The following is a 20,540-nucleotide window of genomic DNA, read 5'->3' as shown; positions in this document are numbered from 1 at the left end:
GCGACACGCCGCTTCGCGTGCCTCCCGCGCCACTGCGTAGGTGATCACGTAGTAGTGATCGAGGCAGTTGTTGGTCGGAGATACGGTCAGGTGAACAAGTTTGTAACCGATAGCGCAAGGGAACGCAGAATCGCATCGGAGTCAAAGACTTTGACGCGATTGTGCGACGACTGGCCGACGAGCCACGCCTGTCGGGTCCCGAATCACCCCGACGGCGCAACCAGCTGCCAGTCGTCGCCAAGACCGTGTGCCTTTACCGTCGCGCCCTCGGCTTCGAGGTGCACGGTCATGCTGCCCAGACGCAGATTCGTCAACGCGATACCGCCCCAGGCCTGCGGCAAATGCGGTGACACCGACAGCCTGCGGTGTGGGACATGCGGGTCGAGCCCCAGAAATGACCGCAGCAGCAATAGCGGCGCGGCGCTTGCCCATGCTTGCGGAGAGCAGGAAGTCGGATACGGCACCGGCGAGCCGAACTGCGAGCGCGGGAACCCGCAGAAAAGCTCGGGCAGACGCCCGCCGAATGTCATTGCCGCGTCGAGAAGCCCGGTCGCGAGGCGCTCGGCCAGCGCCACGGCGCCGGGCAGGTGGCGATAGCGCAGCAAGCCGGCCACCGCGATCGCGGTGTCATGAGGCCACACCGAACCGTTGTGATAGCTCATTGGGTTGTAAGCGCCCATGGTGGTCGCCAGCGTGCGCAACCCGAACCCGGAGTCCATCTCGACGCCGGACAGCCGCTCCACGATGGCCGCGGCATGCTCGTCGCTGGCAATGCCCGTCCACAAACAATGGCCGACGTTGCTCGTCAACGCGTCTACCGGGTGCTTACGTCGGTCGAGCGCAACCGCGTACCAGCCCTGTGCCGGCAGCCAGAACGTGTGGGCGAACGCGGCGCGCAACTCGTCCGCACGTGCACGCAACCGCGTCGCTTCGGCCGCGTCTCCCAATGCCTCGGCGAGCTCAGCCCGCGACGTCAGGGCGGCGTACAGATAGCCCTGCACCTCGCACAGCGCGATGGGCGGTTCGGCGGTGCGACCGGCGGCGTCGTTGATGCCGTCGAAGCTGTCCTTCCAGCCCTGGTTGACCAGGCCGCGGTCGGTGGCGCGCTGGTATTCGACAAAGCCGTCGCCATCTCGGTCGCCGTACCGGTCCGCCCAGGTGAGCGCAGCATCGGCCGCGGGAAGCAGCGACCGAACCACCGCTTCGTCGGCCCCCCACCGCCAACATTCGGCCAGCAGCATCACAAAGAGCGGGGTGGCGTCGATCGAGCCGTAGTAGATGCTGCCGCCCAATACATCGGCGCTGGCGGGACCGCGGCGCGCCTCGTGCATGATCCGACCGGGCTGTTCTTCCGTGACGGGGTCGACGTGCCGCCCCTGGACGGCCGCGAGCTGCCGCAGCGTGCCCACCGCAAGACCGACGTCCAGCGGCAGCGCCATCCATGCGGTCAGCAAGCTGTCCCGGCCGAACAACGTCATGAACCAGGGCGCCCCCGCCGCGACAAACGGCCGGCCATGACCATCGTCGTCGTGAATCAACAACGCCCCGAGGTCGCTCTCGGACTGGCGCAGCACCCGAGCCAACACCGCGTTGTCGGTGTCCACCGTAGTCGCGGTGTCACGCCAGGCCTCGATCTTGCGGGCCGGCGCGCTGGATTGCATGTGTTCGCCACGCGGAAAGCGGGTTCGGATCTTATGATTCGCCCACGTCGGCTGCACCAAGATCTCGGTTTGCCAGCGCTCGCCGGGCGCGACCACCACTCGCCAGTTCAGCGCGCCGGGCAACACGATCGGATCACCCGTGGCGGCCACGGTCAGGCCGCGCACCCCGTCGCCCCGTTCGCGTAGCACCAGTTCCCCGCCGGCCACGGACATGTCCGCACCGCCGACCGCTGCTCGTCCCGCCTTGACCGCGAACAGGTCGGCGAAGTCGGCGTCGGCGCGCAGTTCCAGGGAAACCACCGTGCTCTCTTTGTCGAGGTTGTGCAGCGTGATGGTCTCGCGCAGCCCGTCGGCGACCAGCCGCTCCCGGACCACCAGCAACGTGCTGTCCACCAGGCCCGAGCGGGGCGCCCGGCGCAGGATGAACTGTGCGGCGAACGCCTCCGTCGACTCCACCGACAACGATTCGGCGACCTGGCCGTCGACGCGGAGTTCCCATCGCGACAGGACCCGGGCGTCACGGAAGAACAGCCCATGCGACGTGCCCACGACCACGTCGCCGTGGCGGTCGGACAGGCAAAATGTCCCTCCTTCGACCAGCGTCACGGTGTCGTTGCCCGAACCGACTCGGGCCGGCGCGCCGCTGTTGAACGCCGCCGGCATCGTCACGCGGTGGCCTTCTCTCCCAAGTCACGGCCGCGTATTCCCGACTCGAGGGAGTCGACGACACCCCGGGTCGAGATGCCACGAGCGCCCAGCGTGTGATGCAGGGCCCTGCGATAAATCCGCTCGTAAGCGGAGCCGAACCGTGCCACGTCGAAATTCGCGGCGACATGGCGCCGACACGCGTGCGGATCAAACGTCCGCGCCCGCTCCATCGCTGCGGGCAGATCCTCCACCCGGTCGCACACGAGGCCCGTCACACCGTCGACGACCACCTCGGGGACAGCACCTCCGCGCAGTGCGACGACCGGCGTGCCGCAGGCCATCGCCTCGATCATCACGATCCCGAACGGCTCCTCCCACTGGACGGGAAACAGCAGGCAACGCGCGTTGGCCAACAGCTTGCGCTTGCTGACGGCGTCGGCCTCGCCGAATACGTGGTCGTTGTCGGTGAGCAGCGGCCGCACCTGTTCCTCGAAGTACGCCTTCTCCGCGGGCTCGTTGCACTTGCCGGCCAGGACGAGCGGAATCCCTGCCTCGTGGGCGGCCCGCACGGCCAAATGCGCGCCCTTGTAGGGCGCGAACCTGCCCAGAAACAGGGCGTAGTCGTGCTTTTCGGTTTCGAACGGCCAGTCCTCCAGCCGCAACGCATTGTGTACGCGCCCAATCCAATTCAGATCGGGAGCGAGTTCTCGCTGGCGGTCGCTGATGGCGACCAAACCGACACCGTCGCTGAGTTCACGGTAGTACGGATACAGGTCGTCATCGATCGGGCCGTGCACGGTCACGATCGTCGACACGCCAAGCGCTTGGTAGGCCGGTGCATTGATCGGACCGGCGAAGGTGTGGTCGTGCACGATGTCGACACCGTCGGCGGCGGCGATCCTGGCGATGGTCCGGCGCGCCTTAAGGGCGTGCATGACCTCCGGATAGGGCTCGCCGAGCCGGTGGGGTATCGCCTGGTCCCACACGGGGATGAAGTGGGCCGCCGTGCCGGGTTCGCCCGCGCCCAGCACGGTGACCTGGTGTCCGCGCGCGACGAGGGTGTCGGCGAGGTCGGCGACCACCGCCTCCACGCCCCCGTAGCCGCTCGGCGGAATATCGAAATACGGCGGGGCGACCAGCACGACCCGGATGGAACGGCTGGGGTCTGAAATATCGGTCCGCAAGACGAAATCAGCGCCGCGCATTGACGTTTCCCTCCTTACCACACCCATCACACGCGTTAGCAGTCTCATCCGACGAGTGCTAATTATGATCGTTCGCACGGGCTTCGCCAAGGGAGCAGACTCGTCGCCTCACGAATCGCCGGCAGTGCACCGTCGGGCCTCCGCGAAAATCAGGGAATGCTGCACCCGGACATGCCGGCACCGGTGGCCCGGGCCCGGGATCGGGCCGCGCTGCAGGCGGTGAACTTCTTCATGGCCGACATGGAGGCCGGCATGGGCCCGTTCCTGGGCGTATTGCTGGCAGGCCGTGGCTGGACGACCAGCACCATTGGTGCGGTGATCACCCTGGGCGCGATCGTCGGCATGGTCACGGTCGGCCCAGCGGGGGCGCTGGTCGACGCCACCCGCCGCAAGCGGGCCTGTGTCATCGCCGTCGGTCTGGCCGCCGTTGCCGCTTCGGCGGTGATCCTGACGTCGCCACATTTCTGGGTCGTCGCCGCCGCCCAGGCCGTCATGTGCATTTCTGGGGCGACGATCGCCCCCGCGGTCATCGGCATCACCCTTGGCGTGGTGGGCCAGGCGGGCTTTACCAGGCAAAATGGTCGAAATCAGGCCTTCAATCACGCCGGGAACATGGCCGGTGCCGCGATCGCGGGGCTGCTGGGTTGGCGGTACGGGTACGTCGCGGTGTTCTGGCTGGCCGCGGGGTTCGCGGTCGTGACCGTCGTGGCCGTGCTGGCGATCCCCGCCGGCCGCATCAACCACCACGTCGCGCGGGGCGAGGCCCGCACCGACCAGGCGCCGGTCAAAGCGATGCGGGTGCTCCTGCAGTCCCGGGCGCTGCTGGCACTAGCCGCCGCGGTGGTGCTGTTCCACTTGGGAAACGCGGCCATGTTGCCGCTCTACGGACTGGCGGTGGTGGCCACCCACGCCAACCCTTTCACCACTGTGGCCAGTACCGTCGTCGTCGCTCAGGCGGTCATGGTCGGCACCTCCCTGGCCGCGATGAGGATCGCCCGAAGGCGTGGCTATTGGCTGGCCATCCTGATCGCGTTCACCGCCTTACCGGTCCGCGGGTTGCTCGCCGCAGGTGTCATCACGACCTGGGGAGTCATACCGGTGCAGGTGCTCGACGGTGTCGGCGCTGGCATGCTTTCGGTCGCGGTGCCGGGGCTGGTGGCTCGGATACTCGACGGCACGGGCCACATCAACGTCGGCCAGGGCGCGATCATGGCGGCGCAGGGGCTCGGCGGCGCGCTCAGCCCGGTGCTGGGCGGCGTAGTCGCGCAGCATCTCGGATTCCCCGTTGCCTTCCTGATGCTCGGTGGACTGTCGCTGGGATCGCTGATCATCTGGCTCTGGTTCGGTCCCATCCTGCGCCGAGCCGGCGCGCGTGTTACCGCGAGCAGCTACCAGTGGAACTGAGCTTCGCCTCTGCTCGCGCCTCCCGGCACCGTGGCCAACAATCAGGCAAAATGGGCCGCATGGACACTGGCGGGACCTCACCTCGAGTCTTGGTGGTCGACGACGATTCCGATGTGCTTGCCTCGCTGGAACGCGGCCTGCGGCTGTCCGGCTTCGAGGTATCGACCGCCGTCGACGGCGCCGAGGCCCTGCGCAGCGCCACCGAGACCCGGCCGGACGCGATCGTCCTCGACATCAACATGCCCGTGCTGGACGGCGTCAGCGTCGTCACCGCCCTGAGAGCCATGGACAACGACGTGCCGGTGTGCGTGCTGTCCGCGCGCAGCTCGGTCGACGACCGGGTCGCCGGTCTGGAGGCCGGCGCCGACGATTACCTGGTCAAACCGTTCGTGCTGGCCGAGCTGGTCGCGCGGGTGAAGGCGCTGCTGCGCCGGCGCGGTGCCACCGCGACGTCGTCGTCGGAAACCATCACGGTGGGCCCGCTGGAGGTGGACATCCCCGGCCGGCGGGCCCGGGTCAACGGCGTCGACGTCGACCTGACCAAGCGGGAGTTCGACCTGCTCGCGGTGCTCGCCGAGCACAAGACCGCGGTGCTGTCGCGCGCGCAACTGCTCGAATTGGTGTGGGGCTACGACTTCGCCGCCGACACCAACGTCGTCGATGTGTTCATCGGGTACCTGCGGCGCAAGCTGGAGGCGGGCGGCGGCCCCCGGCTGCTGCACACTGTCCGAGGGGTCGGGTTCGTTCTCAGGATGCAGTGAGGCCATGAACCTGCTCTCCCGGATCTTCGCTCGCACGCCTTCGCTGCGGACCCGGGTGGTGCTCGCGACGGCCATCGGCGCCGCGATTCCGGTGCTCATCGTCGGCACCGTCGTCTGGGTCGGGATCACCAACGACCGCAAGGAACGGCTGGACCGCCGGCTTGACGAGGCGGCGGGTTTCGCGATCCCGTTCGTGCCGCGCGGCCTCGACGAGATCCCGCGCTCCCCCAACGACCAGGACGCCCTCATCACGGTCCGCCGCGGCACCGTGATCAAGTCGAATTCCGACATCACCCTGCCGAAGCTCAACGTCGACTACGGCGACACCTACGTCCGTGGGGTGCGCTACCGGGTGCGGACGGTGGAGATCCCGGGTCCCGAGCCGACGTCGGTGGCCGTCGGCGCGACGTACGACGCCACCATCGCCGAAACCAACAACCTGCACCGCCGAGTGCTGTTGATCTGTGGCTTCGCCATCGGCGCGGCGGCGGTGTTCGCCTGGCTGCTGGCCGCGTTCGCGGTGCGCCCGTTCAAACAGCTCGCCCAGCAGACCCGATCGATCGACGCCGGGGACGAGACGCCGCGGGTCGAGGTGCACGGCGCCAGCGAGGCCATCGAGATCGCCGAGGCGATGCGGGGCATGCTGCAGCGCATCTGGGACGAGCAGAACCGGACCAAGGAGGCGCTCGCGTCGGCACGCGACTTCGCGGCGGTGTCCTCCCATGAGCTGCGCACCCCGCTGACCGCGATGCGCACCAACCTCGAGGTGCTGGCCACCCTGGATCTGCCCGAAGACCAACGCAAAGAGGTGCTGGGCGACGTGATCCGCACCCAGTCGCGCATCGAAGCCACCCTGGGCGCGCTGGAACGGTTGGCTCAGGGCGAGCTGTCGACCTCCGAGGATCACGTGCCGGTCGACATCACCGAGCTGCTCGACCGCGCCGCCCACGATGCGATGCGGATCTACCCGGACCTCGATGTCTCGCTGGTGCCGTCGCCGACCTGCATCATCGTGGGGTTACCGGCCGGGTTGCGCCTCGCGGTCGACAACGCCATCGCCAACGCCGTCAAACATGGCGGCGCCACCCGCGTCCAGCTGTCCGCGGTCAGCTCGCGGGCCGGCGTGGAGATCGCGGTCGACGACAACGGCAGCGGAGTTCCCGAAGACGAGCGCCAGGTGGTGTTCGAGCGGTTCTCCCGCGGGTCGACGGCCTCCCACTCGGGCTCCGGCCTGGGCCTGGCGTTGGTGGCGCAGCAGGCTCAGCTGCACGGCGGGACGGCGTCACTGGAGAAAAGCCCATTGGGCGGCGCGCGGCTGCTGCTGCAACTGCCCGGCCCGAGCTAACTCTTCTTCGTGCTCGCGCGCCACGGCGTAAAAAAGGCCCGCCGGGCCGCCTCCTCGTCCTGGAACCAGACCTGGGCGACGATCGGGTCGTACGTCGGATCGTCGGGGGTGTAGTAGAGCCGGGTGTCCGTGCGGCCCTTCACCAGCCAGCCTTGCGGTCCGCCGCCGTCGGCGCCGGCGCGCGCGGAGCCAGGGCCGTACGACGGGTACGACCACTCCGGGATTTGCGTCGTCGGCGGCTCTTCGACGGCCGGGGTTTGCGTCGGCGGCGGCTCTTCGGCGGCCGGAATCTCGGTGGTCGGTGACTCCTGCGCGAGCGAGATTTTCGTCGTGGGCGGCTCGGCGGCGGTGGCTTTCTTCGCCGTGGCCGGCCCGGATTTCGCGCCCGACGGGCCCTTCTCGTGAGCGGGCTCTTGCGGGGTGACGCGGCCGACCATCAGCGCAGCCGTCAGTCCCAACCCGATCACAAAGGCCAGCACAACCAGCGGCCACTGCACGTGGCTCATTACCGGGTACCGGTCTCGGGCGAGCCTGACGCATCCGCCGGGACTTCCTCAGCGCTGGTGCGTTTGATCGACACCGTGACGACCACCCAGGCGACCGCCGAGCCAGCCAGGAATCCGGCCACGCACCACAACCACTGCATCGCGAAGTCCATGCTGGATTCTCCTTAGCCGACCACGATTTCGGCGCGGCGATTCTTGGCGCGGCCGTCGGCAGTGTCGTTGGGGGCGATCGGGTTTGCCGAACCGAGACCCTTGGCGACGACGAGATCGCGGGCAACGCCGTGGGAAACGAGGAAGTCGGCGACCGCCGTGGCTCGCCGCGCGCTGAGCGCCGCGTTGACGCCGTCGCCGCCGCTGTTGTCGGCGTAACCATTGATCGTCACGCGCGCGTTCGGACATGCCTTGAGCTTGTCCGCCACCTGGGTAAGGGCTTGCTCGTCGGCCGGGGTCAGGCTAATCCCATCGTTCCCAAAGTAAATCGGCCCGCCGGTTGCGGTATTGATGGCCGATTGCAAATCGGTGCAACCGCCTGGACCAGGGGCGCCGGGTGATGCGGGAGGGGCGGCATTGGGCGTTGCCGGCGGCGCAGCAGGCGGCGGATTTGGGCCCTTAACCTCAATCCTGTCAACAACATTCACGCCCGACCAGGCGGTCGCGGCCGCCTGCGCGACCGCGGACTTCTGCTCCATCGACGCGGCGGTTCCCATCAAGATCACGCTGTCGACGTTGACCGTCAGGTTGAAATCGGGAATGGGCGCGCTGGCGCTGAAAACCGGTCCCGCGTTTGTGAAATCGAGCGCCTTGGCATCGGGATTGATCCAGATTTGGTCGATGACGTTGACGTCCGGTGTCAGCGAGCCCTTGAGCGCGTTCATCAGCGCCGCCTTGGCGGAATCGTCGGGGAAGTCGCCGCTGACGGTAATGCTGTTGGCGTTGCGGACAATCGATAGCGCTGCCAGTGACGGCCGCGGCGCAGCGGAGGTGTTCGACGCGCCGGGTGTCGGTGCCGGCTCGTTGGCGGGCTGGGATCGGTGCGCCACGATGTAGCCGATTCCCGCTATCAGCAAGGGGATAACGAGCAGGCCGATCAGCCAGGAGCGGCCCAGCGGCTGCCGATAGAACGTCGGTGCCGACGGCGCGCCGGTGGTCGCGGGCCTTTTCCCGGAACCCGCCATCGCCCCTCCTCTCAGGTCGCCCAACGGCAGTCGTCCGTGCTGCGGGCGATATGCAGCCTACCGAGTCGGCGCCCGTTGAACGGCTCATCTCCGGCACACTGGAGCGATGGGTATGGGCAGGAAACCAACGGACAGCGACACGCTGGCGCGCATCCGGGCGCTGGTAGCCGAGGAGAAGACGCTGCGCGCGAAGCTGCAGCACGGCGACATCACCGAGTCCGAGGAGCATCAGCAACTGCGCCGCATCGAGATCGAACTCGACCAGTGCTGGGACCTGCTGAGGCAGCGTCGGGCGCTGCGCGAGACCGGTGGTGACCCGCGCGAGGCGGTGGTGCGACCGGCCGATCAAGTCGAGGGTTACACCGGCTAGGGACGGCATGCCTCGCGCACCGGATTTCGATGCAGTCGTCGTTGGTGGCGGCCACAACGGCCTGGTAGCGGCCGCCTACCTGGCCCGGGCGGGCCTGCGGGTGCGGTTGCTCGAGCGGCTGGGGCAGTCCGGCGGGGCCGCCGTGTCCGCGCAGGCCTTCGAGGGCGTCGAGGTTCGGGTGTCGCGGTATGCCTACCTGGTCAGCTTGCTGCCGCCGCGCATCGTCGACGACCTGGGTGCTCCAGTGCGCCTGGTCCGGCGGCGGTTTTCGTCGTATACCCCTGACCCGGCCACCGCCGGGCGCTCTGGCCTGCTGATCGGGCCGCACAACACGTTTGCCGCGATCGGCGCCGCTGACGATGAGCGCGGGTTTGCCGCCTTCTACCGGCGCTGCCGGCTGGTGACCGAGCGGCTCTGGCCGACCCTGGTCGAACCGTTGCCCACCCGCGAGCAGGCCCGCGGTCGCGTCCTCGAAGCCAGTGATCCCGATGCGGAAGCTGCGTGGCGGTCAATGGTGGACGAACCGATCGGGCACGCCATCGCCGAGGCGGTGGGCGACGACCTGGTCCGCGGCCTGATCGCCACCGACGCGCTGATCGGCACCTTCGCCCGCCTAGGCGACGAGTCGCTAGAGCAGAACATCTGCTTCCTGTATCACGTGCTCGGCGGGGGCACCGGAGACTGGGACGCCCCGGTCGGCGGCATGGGCGCGGTGACCGCCGCGCTGGCCGCGGCGGCCGTCCGCCACGGAGCCGAAATCATCACTGGCGCAGACGTTTACGCGGTAGCCCCGGACGGCGAAGTCCGCTACCACACCGGCGGCGCGGACCATGTGATCCGGGGCCGCTTCGTGCTGGCCGGTGTCACACCGGCGGTTCTGGCCGGCCTGCTCGGCGAACCCGCGCCGGCGGGAGCCCAGGGCGCGCAGGTCAAGGTGAACCTGGTGGTGCGGCGACTGCCGCGGTTACGCGACCAGCGCGTCACACCGGAACAGGCGTTTGCCGGGACGTTCCACGTCAACGAGACGTGGACGCAACTCGATGCGGCATACACGCGGGCGGCCGCCGGCCAGTTGCCCGATCCGTTGCCATGCGAGGCCTACTGCCACTCACTGGCCGACCCAAGCATCCTGTCGGCCGGGCTGCGCGAGGCCGGCGCCCACACGATGACCGTGTTCGGCTTGCACACACCGCACTCGGCGTTTGGCTCCACCGACCCCGACACGTTGCGCGATCGGCTCACCGAGTCGACGCTGGAATCGCTGAACTCCGTTCTGGCCGAACCGATTCAGGACGTGCTGATGACTGACGCGCGGGGGCGGCCGTGCATCGAGACGACGACGACCGTGGACTTGCAGCGCACGCTGCGGATGACCGAAGGCAACATCTTCCACGGCGGATTGTCCTGGCCGTTCGCCGACGATGACGACCCGCTCGACACGCCGGCGCGGCGGTGGGGGGTGGCCACCGCCCACGAGCGGATCGTGCTGTGCGGCTCGGGAGCCCGTCGCGGCGGGGCGGTGTCGGGCATCGGTGGTCACAACGCCGCGATGGCGGTGCTGGCTTCCCTGGCGAGCAGACGTAAAAGCCCCTAAAACCTGCCGGTTTAGGGGCTTTTACGTCTGCTCGCCAGGGCTACCGAGCGTCGATGGTGACGTAGTCCCGCTCGGTGTAGCCGGTGTAGATCTGGCGCGGACGGCCGATCTTGCTGTCGCCCTCGTCGTGCATCTCACGCCAGTGCGCGATCCAGCCGGGCAGCCGGCCCAGCGCGAACAGCACGGTGAACATCCGGGTTGGGAACCCAAGGGCCCGGTAGATCAGGCCGGTATAGAAGTCGACGTTCGGGTAGAGCTTGCGCTCGATGAAATAGTCGTCGGTGAGTGCCGCCTCCTCGAGCCCCTTGGCGATGTTCAGCAAGTCGTCGTCGCCGCCGAGCTTGGCCAGGATCTTGTCGGCCTGTTCCTTGACGATGCGGGCCCGCGGATCGTAGTTCTTGTAGACGCGGTGCCCAAAGCCCATCAATTTCACACCGGCTTCGCGGTTCTTCACCTTCCGGACGAATTCGGTGACGTTGTCGCCGCTCTCCCGGATGCCCTCGAGCATTTCGAGCACCGCCTGGTTGGCGCCGCCGTGCAGCGGGCCCCACAGCGCGTTGATGCCGCCGGAGATCGAGGTGAACAGGTTGGCCCGCGACGAGCCCACCAGGCGCACGGTTGACGTCGAACAGTTCTGCTCGTGGTCGGCATGCAGGATGAACAGCATGTCCAGTGCCCGCACCACCTCGGGATCGGGTTGATAGGGCTCGGCCGGGAAGCCGAACGTCATCCGCAGGAAGTTCTCCACCAGAGTCAGCGAGTTGTCCGGGTAGAGGAACGGCTGGCCAACCGACTTCTTGTAGGCGTAGGCGGCGATGGTGGGCAGCTTGGCCAGCAGTCGGATAGTCGACAGCTCGACCTGACCGTTGTCCATCGGGTCCAGGGCATCTTGGTAGTACGCGCTCAACGCGTTGACCACGCTGGACAACACCGGCATCGGATGCGCGTTGCGCGGGAAGCCGTCGAAGAACCGTTTGAGGTCCTCGTGCAGCATGGTGTGCCGCTGGATCCGGTGGGTGAATTCGGCCAGCTGGTCGGTGTTCGGCAATTCGCCGTAGATCAGCAGGTAGCTGACCTCGATGAAGGTGGACTTCTCCGCCAGTTGCTCGATCGGGTAACCGCGGTAGCGCAGGATGCCGGCGTCGCCGTCGATGTAGGTGATGGAGCTCTTGGTCGAGGCGGTGTTGCCATAGCCAACATCGAAGGTGGTGTACCCGGTCTTGGCCAACAGCGAGCCGAGCGCAATGCCGTCCGCTCCCTCGGTGGCGCGAGCGATCTGTAGTTCGATCTCGCCCCCTGGGTACTTCAGAGTGGCGGTGTCGTCGGTGTCGGCCACGAGAACCCCTTTGCGCTCTGGCTGATGGCTGTTGGTATAGCTGTGAAGGTAGTCGTTATCACCCACGAGCGCCTGCCCGGGGTCGGGTGTGCTGGTCCGGCGGCGTGCATCGAGCGGGCCGAATACCCGCCGGACGAGTTGGTTGGTTCAACCACCGCTGGCTCAACGAACAACTCACCGCCGGGCCTCCCAATCCGTCGGCAGTGCACGATTCGACTGGCCGTCTAACCCAAGGGCTCTCAAGTCGGCGCCGACGTAGCCGATGTAGGGGAGGGTCAACCAAGCATGGCCGCCATCAACGTCGGGGACGGTCCAGTTGGTGCGCGAGCATTCGGGGTCAGCGCAAGCGCCACTGCCACGTTGGCGGCTTACCCGCCCGCGTAAGACAAGCCGCAAAAACGCCCGACCGTGCCTGAACACCGCGACGGCGGCCGACACGTCATCGGGGCCACCACCCCAATCGTCGGACCATTTGCTGCAACATCGGCCGAGCGGATCGCAGAACTCATGCTCGACAAGTCCGGAGTTGCGGCCCGGGAAATATCTGTGCTAATGGAAGAACCCCGATTCGTCATTTCCCGTGTTGAAGGCTCCCGAACTATCGTCGCCCGCGTTCGCTATACCGGAGGTGTAAGTCCCACCGGCGTTGGTTGCCGAGTTTACGACCAGTTTCCACTCCCCAGATTTGCGTTGCCGGTATTTCCGTGACCCAGGTTCGTGTTGCCGGTATTTCCGTTGCCCAGATTCGTGTTGCCCGTGTTTCCGCTTCCCACATTGCCGCTGCCAACGCTGCCGCTCCCGAAGTTGAGCGAGCCGGTGTTTCCGCTGCCCAGGTTGCAGTCGCCGTCATTCCCGAGGCCGCTGTTGATGCCCCGCACGCCGGTTGCACTCGGGCCCACGGCGCTCGCGGCGTGGCCGACCAGCTGGCCCACCATACCCGGCAGCGCCTGCACCATTCGCGGCCACGACGTCAACCGGGCGACGGTCGATGACGCCCCGACGTGGTAGTTCAGCATCGCCGCGACATCCTGAGCCCACATGCGCTCATATTCGGCCTCGGTGGCCGCGATCGCCGGGGCGTTCTGCCCGAATAGATTGGAGGCCACCAGCGAGACCAGCTGGGCGCGATTACCCGTGACCAATGCCGGATGGGTGGCCGCTGCCCGGGCTGCCTCATAGAGCGAGCCCGCCGCCTGGCCTGGTAAGCCGTTGCGCCCGCGCGAGCGGCCGCAGCGGTCAACCACGCCGCGAACGGCGCGGCCGCATTCGCCATCGCCGTCGACGCCTGACCGCGCCACGACCCACCCGCCAACTCCAAAGTCACCGACGCAAACGAACCGCCGCCGACCCCAACTCCTCGGCCAAACCCTCCCAAGCCGCAGCCGCCGCTAGCATCGGCCCCGAACCCGCACCGGAGAACAACAGCAAAGAATTCACCTCCGGCGGCAACACCAAGAAATTCATCACACCCCGCATACCGTTGCATTAGGTTTCGCGACTGATTGTGTCCGTCAGTTTGTGGTCGAGACCACTTGTTGTGGTGTGGCTTGTGAGCGCTCTCTGGTGTCGACCTGGGTTGAGGCGCCGCCCAGCGCCCGACCCCTGACGATTGGTGACGCCGAGGGCCGGAATAACGCGAGCCCCCTAAATGACGAGCAAGGTTACGACGTTGGTCCGCGCGACTTGGATGAAAGATCCTGGCCGGGTGGAAGACCAACCAGAGGAGGACACTGAGCAAATGCCGGGCCACGGTGCCTCATTCAGGCTGACAGGTTCCGCAGCGCGCTTCGAGCACGTGACCCAGCCCGCATCCGCTAGCCGGGTTTCAACGGCAACCGGAACACAGCCCGCGACCACGTGTTAACGCCGATACGCACCACGGAAGATCTACGACCCCGCGGCGCGCGATATACGCGTCGCGGCCGATGATAATCGCCGCTCGGAGGTCCACAGTTGACGTCAGCGCTTGATTGAAAGGGGGTGCCGAAAAAAGGACAGTCGCACGTGACGCTGCATGTGCCGTCGCGGTCGCGCCGACCGCGCGAGTGCGCATCCACAGCTCCTCAGCGGCCAGCGAACCACGAGTCGAAGCACACGCTAGGCCGAGCTGTGCGGCCGTTGCACCGCTAACGACCACCACCACCGAGAACGCGTGCGTCTGCGGTACGACGGTCCCATGCCGCTTCGCCAGCCACAATCCGCTTGTCGCCCAAGTCGATTGGTACGGCGCTCACCGAAATACCCGGGCCGTTGGTGAGATCGTCGCCGAGGTGCCGCCAAAATCACGGCATAGCCTCGTCGCAATATCGGCGTCGAGTGCGGCCGCACAACGATTCTTGGGCTATCGCGAAACGCATCCGCTTCCAGTAGCATCGCGAAGATTCCCGTTACGGCCAGTCTTGCACGGCTACAGCAAAGCCTAGTCGCGAGAGCCAAACTCATACACCGCACGACGTAGCGCGGGCCGTTTGTCCTGCACAAGCTGGACACGCGGTCTGAGTCCAGCGTGGCCTCAGCAAAGCGCCGCGCCCTGGGCTCACTCATGGACAACGCCGCTGCCACCCGTCGCATCACAAAGCGAAACGGCCCCAACCGCCGCCACGCAGGCGGGGCTGGGTGGACCCACGGGAAGGACGTGTCCACGCGCTGCGATTCACCGGACCACCGACAAGTCAGTCATGGAGGTACACACTTGGCCAATCCCCGCCCTATCGACGGTGACAGGTTGCTGGCCGACCGCCTCGCACAGGCGAGCCCCGATTTGCTACGCGAGCTGCTTTCGACCTTCATTCACGCGTTGATGAGCGCAGACGCCGATGCGATGTGTCGCGCCGGCTATGGTCAGCGCAACGACGGCCGGGCCAATAGCCGCAACGGGTATCGGCGCCGCAACCTCGAGACCCGCCTCGGCGCAATCAAGTTAGCCATTCCCAAACTGCGCTTCGACAACTACTTTCCAGACTGGCTCTTGGGGCACCGCGAGCGCGCCGAACGCGTACTGACAAATGTGGTGGCCATTTGCTACCTGCTCGGTGTATCGATCCAGCGGATGGAGAGGCTGGTCGAATCTCTTGGCGTGACACGCCTGTCCAGGTTGCACGTAGCGGTCATAGCAGCCGAACTCGATGCGGCTGTAACCGCACTTCGCACCCGTCCGCTCGACGGCGGTCCGCACCGGTTCGTGGCCGTCGATACCCAGATGCTCATGGTTCACCAACGCGGCCGAGCCGTTGGGCTGCAGTTGGCTATCGCCACCGGCGTCAACGCGCACGGCCACCGAGAGATCCTGGGGACGCAATTATCGCGCGGCGAGGACGGGGCCCGCTGGCTGAGATTCTTCAGCGAATTGCGGGCACGCGGCCTATCCGGCGTCGCGCTGGTCACCAGCGACTCCCATACCGGCCTGGTTGCCGCCATTGACGCCACCTGGCCAGGGGCGGCCTGGCAACGCTGCATAACGAGCTACGGTGCCGAACTGATGTCGGTCACTCCTCAGTCGTGTTGGCGGTGGGTTCACACCCTGCTGCATTCCGTGTTCGACCAAACAGATGCCGAATCCGTTGTGAACCAATATGATCGGGTGCTTGAGATACTACGTGAGCAGCTGCCCAAGGCGGGCGAGCACGTCGCTGCTGCCCGCAGCGAGCTACTGGCCTATACCGCGTTCCCTCATCAGTTCTGGCGCCAGATTTATCAAAACAACCCTTGCGCCTATCCCAGATCCGACCGGTGTGCCGTGAACGGTACATAGCGGTCGGTCTCCGGGTCCGTGCGGGTCATTCTGGCCCATGTGAGCCAGAAGGGTCGACCGCACTGGGCAGGACGGGAGTGCATACGGTCCATCGACCCCCATCCACCGCGCGCTTGCGGTGCAACATCGCGCGGGAGCGTGATGATCGCTCAGCATGGCTGACCACCTGCTGGATGAGTTGGACGCGCGAGGTGACACCAAGTTTGGCGTAGACGTGCGTCAGATGGGTTTGCACCGTCCGAGGCGAGATGAAAAGCCGCGTCGCGATGTCCTTGTTGGCCAGTCCTTCGCCGACCAACCGCACGACGTCATGCTCGGCCGGCGTCAGCGACTCCCAACCGGTGGCCGGCCGTTTGCGACCACAGTGGCCGCGATGTGCATAGCCGATGGCCTCGTCGACGGACAACGCCGCACCCTCGGCCCAGGCCGTGTCAAAGTCCTTTTCACCCATCGCATCTCGCAGCTTGGCCACCGAGGCCTGGTATCCGTCTTGATAGACAGCGAAGCGGACCAAGCCAATGCGCTGCCGGATCGCCTCCGCTGCACCGAAAAGCCTTGCCGCTTCCACGTCGGTGCCGGCGTCGCTGGCCAGATCGGCGAGACATTCGAGCACGTCGGGGATATCCACGTACGCCGCACTGTCGGCGGCGCAGGCCAGCGCGTCAAGGGCATCGCGTTCGGCCTCCTCCAACCTGCCCTCGGCGATCGCGATACGGGCGCACGTAATCAACGCCACTGCCAGGTGCCGTCCGGTCGCTGTCTCAGCGGCGTCGTCTCCCCACCGGCGGGCGGTAACGAGATCACCGCTCGCGAGCGCAATTTGGGCAATGAACGCGCTCTGCGCAGCGGCCGACCGGGGCACCGCCAAACTCAGGTTGCGCCATGCCGCCTCGCTCGCGTCTTTCGCGGCCTCGACGTCGCCGGCGGCCAGGGCCGTCGTGGCCAACGCCGAGTAGCCCATGCCCGCGTAATATTCGCCCAGTTCTGCGGCCTGCAGAGCCGCATCGGCCGCGGCTTGCGCCTCGCTCACCGCGCCCTGGTATGCGAGTGCATAGGCCAGGCCCTGCAGGCAATTCGCCCTGTGCGTGACTTCGTGAGCCGCCTCGGCCTCGTCCGCCGCCGCACGGAATTCTGCAGCTGCCTCGGCGAGATTGCCTGCCATCAGCTGTGCGAACCCGAGACATGAGCGGCACCAAAGCGAATCGGACCGGTCCCCGATCGCATCCGCCAGGTCGCGTCCCTCTGAGGCGGCCGCGCGCGCGGCGACCGGGCAACCGGCCATGACCGCGTCGAGCGCCTGAAAGACAAGGATCTGAGCCAGCCGCCACCGATCGCCCACCGCGCGGGCCAGGTCGATCGCCTCGGCGAAGTACTGCGCGGCCGCCTCGGTGCGGGCCACAGCAATACAGATCAAGCCGCAGACCGTGAGCGCGCGTGACAGCAGGGCCGGGTCACCGATCTCGCGCGCGATCTCCAGCGCTTGTTCTGCCTGATCGGCTCCCGCGGCGGCGTCGACGAAGACGTCAAGCAGGGCCTTGTCGGCAAGCGCCCGTGCCCGTACCGCGGCCGCCACCTCAAGCTGGGACCCGTCCTGACCGGTGAGTACGGAGGCAAACCAGGCCCGTCCTTCTCTCACGCGGCCTCGTGTCAGCCACACGGGCTGCAGCGAGGACGCCAGCGTGAGGGCGAGCTCGGTATCGGCATTTTCGCGGCTCCACACAAACGCGGCCCGCAGGTTGTCGATCTCGGTTTCCGCCTCGTCGATCCATTGTGCGTAGTCGGCACGGCCCGGGTTGTCGAGCAGGGCCGCCATCGCCGTATAGTGATCGCGGTGACGGGCCCGCACGAGGTCGACCTCGCCGGCCTGCTTGAGCTTTTCCAGCGCGTACTCACGCATCGTCTCGCATAAGCGGTAGTACGTTCGACCGCCGCGTTGCTCTGCCATTACCAGCGACTTATCAACAAGAAGCGAAAGCTCGTCGAGGACTTGATATCTCTGGGTATCGCCGTCGCAGGCGATCGCGTGCGCGTCGACGAGGAAGAAGTAACCCACGAACACCGCCAGCCGGCGCAACAAGACCCGTTCGGGCGCGGTCAACAGCTCAAACGACCAATCCACCGAGGCCCACAGTGTCTGCTGGCGGCGCACCGCGGTGCGGGCACCACCGGTCAGCAGCTGGAACCGGTGCTGCAAACCATCGAGGATCTCGTCCAGCGACAACGATCGCACCCGCGCGGCCGCCAGCTCTATTGCCAACGGCAAGCTCTCCAGGCGACGGCAAATCTCGGTCACCAACGCACGGTTGTCATCGGTGAGGTCGAAGTCGGGTCGCACCCGCCGGGCCCGAAAGGCGAACATCTGGATGGCTTCATCACTCAACGACAGCGGCGGCACCCGGTAGCTCACCTCGCCCAGAACCCGGATCGGCTCCCGACTGGTCGCCAACAACCGCACATCCGGACACGCCTTCACCACCGTCACTACCAAAGCGGCGACCGCATCGAGCAGATGTTCACAGTTGTCGAGCACCACCAAAGCCCGGCGAGTGCCGAGGGAGCGCAGCACCGTGTCGATCGCGCGCGGGCCGAGCAGGTCGTGGAGGCCCAGCGCGCGCGCCACCGTGATCGGCACCAGATCCGCATCGGTGATCGGCGCCAGGTCCACATACCACGCGCCGCCAAACTCGGTGGCTATCCGTTCCGCAAGCTGCACCGCCAGCCGTGTCTTGCCCACCCCGCCCGCACCTGTCAAGGTCACCAACCGGTTATCGAGCAGCAGCTGATGCACCTCGCCGATCTGCGCAACGCGCCCCACGAAACGCGTCAAATGCGCCGGAAAACCGTGGGCCGCGACATCATTGGCATCGCACGGCGGTGGGAACTCGGCCGTCACGTCGGGATGACACAACTGCACCACCCGCTCGGAACGCGGCAGATCGCGCAGCTGGTGAGTCCCCAGATCCGTCAACCACGCGCCATCGGGCATGTGATCGACGGCCAGGCTCTCGGCCGCCCCCGACAACACCGTTTGACCGCCATACGCCAGATCACGCAATCGTGCCGTTCGGTCGATGGTCGGGCCGGCGTAGTTTCCCTCGTCGCGCGACCGCACCTCCCCGGTGTGCACACCAATACGCAACCGAATCGGCGCCAACGGCGCGCGCTGCAAATCCAACGCCGCCGCCACCGCATCCGAGGCACGGGCGAACGCCAGCACAAGACTGTCACCCTCGCCCTGCTCGACGAGCCGCACTCCACCATGGGCGGCGATCACGCCCGACACCGTCTCATCGAGGCGCTTGACCGCGGCACCCATTTCCTCGGGTTGCGCCTCCCATAGGCGCGTCGAACCCTCGACATCACCCACCAGCAATGTCACCGTGCCCTCAGGCAGCAACTCGCTCACGCCCATCGCTCCACTCGCTCGCACTGATGCTAGCCAGCATGTTGCGACCGTGGACCGTTAGGACGCAGAACGACCTGCGCTGTCGAACTCGACATACGAGCCCCGCACCAGGCATTTACGCAATTCGGCCGATGGTGCAACGCATACACCACTGGACACTCGATTCCGTTACCCACCGCAGGGAGGCAAATCATGTCCGACGATGCGAACGGTGCCGTGTCTGGCTGCATCGACCCGGATAAGGCTCACTGCCTCATCAACCGGTGCGTGATATTTCCGATGTGGTCGACGTGGGTGCTCGCCGTTAGTCTGGTGATCCATATCATCAGCGGAGTCTGCGCCCATTTGCTTGCCGCGGATGACGACGCAGCGTAGGACAGTCAGATCGCCCCCCGTGTCGCGGCCTCCCGCTTGCATAGCATTTGCCCAACCTGCTACCGCGCCGACAAGTCGTTGGCCGAAGGCAAGGCAAGAAACGCCGCGACAACCCATGCAGCCGAGCACCGCTCAGGGGGCGGTCAAATCCTGCGTTGCACCGAGAGCTCACACACGACATAGTCGCGACGCCAGATCCTCTGTTCTGCACCAATGTCGCCGAGGCCTGGCCGGGCACCCGCTCGGAAACCACCGTGCAGCACCCGGCTACAGCGTGCGGAGCGCGATCAGGGCTGTAGCCGCTCGACGCGAGAGCCAATGACCCGAATCCGGTTGTGCAGCCGGTTTTCCCGGCCCTGCCAGAATTCCACCACCTCGGGCGCGATCAGGTATCCGCCCCAATTCGGAGGCACCGGAACGCGTTCTGTGTCGGCGAAGCGCGCCGTCACCTCCGCAAGCTGGTCGTCCAGCGCCGCGCGCGACGCGATCGGGCGCGACTGGTGCGACGCCCACGCGCCCAGCTGCGAGCCGCGCGGCCGCTTGAACCAGTAGTCCTCGGTGACCTGCGGGTCAACCTTGCTCACCGGACCGCGGATGTGGACCTGCCGCCCGAGCTGGTACCAGGGGAAGGTCGCCGATGCGTAGGGCGTCACCGCCAGCTCGGCACCCTTGTCGGAGTCGTAGTTGGTGAAAAATGTGATCCCGGTCTCGTCGGCGCTCTTGCACAACACCGATCGGCTGACCGGCCGACCCGCCGCCACGGTGGCCAGCACAAAAGCGTTGGGCTCGACGATTCCGGCGCTTTCAGCATCGCCAATCCACTTGCGGAACAACGCAAGCCAGCCGTCGGCCAGCCAGTCGGCGTCCAGGTCGGGACTGCCGTCTCTTTCGACGGACCCGTACTCCGCTCGCATGCCGGCCAGCTGCTGGTCATCCGGTCCTGCCATCGGGCCAACGCTACCCGGGCGTTGCTACCGGCCGGTAGCGTCGGCCCGCAGGTGGG

Annotated in this window: 12 protein-coding genes and 3 pseudogenes; 6 read left to right on the top strand and 9 right to left on the bottom strand. The window is 66.8% G+C overall.

Annotated features, from left to right (window positions below):
* Positions 1-203 precede the first annotated feature (203 nt).
* On the bottom strand, positions 204-2,324 hold the full coding sequence (locus tag G6N24_RS01940; RefSeq protein ID WP_275996423.1) for an amylo-alpha-1,6-glucosidase: 2,121 nt from the start codon (positions 2,322-2,324) through the stop codon (positions 204-206).
* 2 nt (positions 2,325-2,326) lie between these two features.
* Entirely contained in the window at positions 2,327-3,514 is a 1,188-nt protein-coding gene (locus G6N24_RS01935) for a glycosyltransferase family 4 protein (RefSeq protein WP_085156140.1), read from the bottom strand.
* A 156-nt stretch (positions 3,515-3,670) separates the two neighbouring features.
* On the opposite strand from G6N24_RS01935, the gene G6N24_RS01930 reads away from it, so the two are divergent.
* Genes G6N24_RS01930 through prrB form a run of 3 tightly spaced genes read left to right on the top strand, consistent with a single transcriptional unit; the run spans position 3,671 to position 7,024 of the window.
* Positions 3,671-4,918, top strand: coding sequence for an MFS transporter (locus G6N24_RS01930; protein ID WP_232070669.1), 1,248 nt, complete (start codon positions 3,671-3,673; stop codon positions 4,916-4,918).
* Positions 4,919-4,968: 50 nt separating this feature from the next.
* Positions 4,969-5,679: a two-component system response regulator PrrA gene (gene prrA, locus G6N24_RS01925; RefSeq protein WP_139822170.1), complete on the top strand. Its 711-nt coding sequence runs from the start codon at positions 4,969-4,971 to the stop codon at positions 5,677-5,679.
* Between the two features lie 4 nt (positions 5,680-5,683).
* The gene (prrB, locus tag G6N24_RS01920; RefSeq protein WP_085156146.1) at positions 5,684-7,024 is read left to right on the top strand and encodes a two-component system sensor histidine kinase PrrB; all 1,341 of its coding nucleotides are present in this window, start codon (positions 5,684-5,686) and stop codon (positions 7,022-7,024) included.
* On the opposite strand, the gene arfC is transcribed toward prrB, so the two are convergent.
* From arfC to arfA, 3 genes are read right to left on the bottom strand one after another with little or no spacing between them, the layout of a single operon-like run.
* On the bottom strand, positions 7,021-7,530 hold the full coding sequence (gene arfC, locus G6N24_RS01915) for a channel accessory protein ArfC, sunset domain variant (RefSeq protein ID WP_085156149.1): 510 nt from the start codon (positions 7,528-7,530) through the stop codon (positions 7,021-7,023). The two genes, prrB and arfC, sit on opposite strands and share 4 nt — an antisense overlap.
* Positions 7,530-7,682, bottom strand: coding sequence for a channel accessory protein ArfB (gene arfB / locus G6N24_RS23665; RefSeq protein ID WP_169716055.1), 153 nt, complete (start codon positions 7,680-7,682; stop codon positions 7,530-7,532). The genes arfC and arfB overlap by 1 nt, the downstream gene beginning before the upstream one ends.
* Before the next feature lie 12 nt (positions 7,683-7,694).
* Positions 7,695-8,705, bottom strand: coding sequence for a channel-forming protein ArfA/OmpATb (arfA, locus tag G6N24_RS01910; protein WP_085156152.1), 1,011 nt, complete (start codon positions 8,703-8,705; stop codon positions 7,695-7,697).
* 106 nt (positions 8,706-8,811) lie between these two features.
* Here arfA and G6N24_RS01905 point away from each other — a divergent pair, with 106 nt between their 5' ends.
* Complete coding sequence (locus G6N24_RS01905; protein ID WP_085156155.1) at positions 8,812-9,075, top strand: DUF2630 family protein; 264 nt, start codon at positions 8,812-8,814, stop codon at positions 9,073-9,075.
* A 7-nt stretch (positions 9,076-9,082) separates the two neighbouring features.
* Positions 9,083-10,669, top strand: coding sequence for a phytoene desaturase family protein (locus tag G6N24_RS01900; protein ID WP_085156158.1), 1,587 nt, complete (start codon positions 9,083-9,085; stop codon positions 10,667-10,669).
* 40 nt (positions 10,670-10,709) lie between these two features.
* Here the strand turns inward: G6N24_RS01900 and G6N24_RS01895 are convergent, their stop codons facing one another.
* Positions 10,710-12,005, bottom strand: coding sequence for a citrate synthase (locus tag G6N24_RS01895; RefSeq protein ID WP_085156365.1), 1,296 nt, complete (start codon positions 12,003-12,005; stop codon positions 10,710-10,712).
* 668 nt (positions 12,006-12,673) lie between these two features.
* Positions 12,674-13,469, bottom strand: a pseudogene (locus G6N24_RS01890) (PPE family protein); the annotation flags it as partial.
* A 1,228-nt stretch (positions 13,470-14,697) separates the two neighbouring features.
* Between G6N24_RS01890 and G6N24_RS01885 the strand changes: the two are divergent.
* Positions 14,698-15,711, top strand: a pseudogene (locus G6N24_RS01885) (IS256 family transposase); the annotation flags it as partial.
* A 214-nt stretch (positions 15,712-15,925) separates the two neighbouring features.
* Here the strand turns inward: G6N24_RS01885 and G6N24_RS01880 are convergent.
* Positions 15,926-19,162, bottom strand: a pseudogene (locus tag G6N24_RS01880) (helix-turn-helix transcriptional regulator); the annotation flags it as partial.
* A 662-nt stretch (positions 19,163-19,824) separates the two neighbouring features.
* Positions 19,825-20,484 (bottom strand): pyridoxamine 5'-phosphate oxidase, encoded by a 660-nt coding sequence (gene pdxH, locus G6N24_RS01875; protein WP_085156165.1) that lies wholly within the window; start codon positions 20,482-20,484, stop codon positions 19,825-19,827.
* Positions 20,485-20,540 lie beyond the last annotated feature (56 nt).

The sequence above is a fragment of the Mycobacterium lacus genome (assembly GCF_010731535.1).
GTDB classification, from domain to species: Bacteria; Actinomycetota; Actinomycetes; order Mycobacteriales; family Mycobacteriaceae; genus Mycobacterium; species Mycobacterium lacus.
Note: the sequence above shows the minus strand (reverse complement) of the source record. Positions and strands in the feature narration are given on the sequence as shown.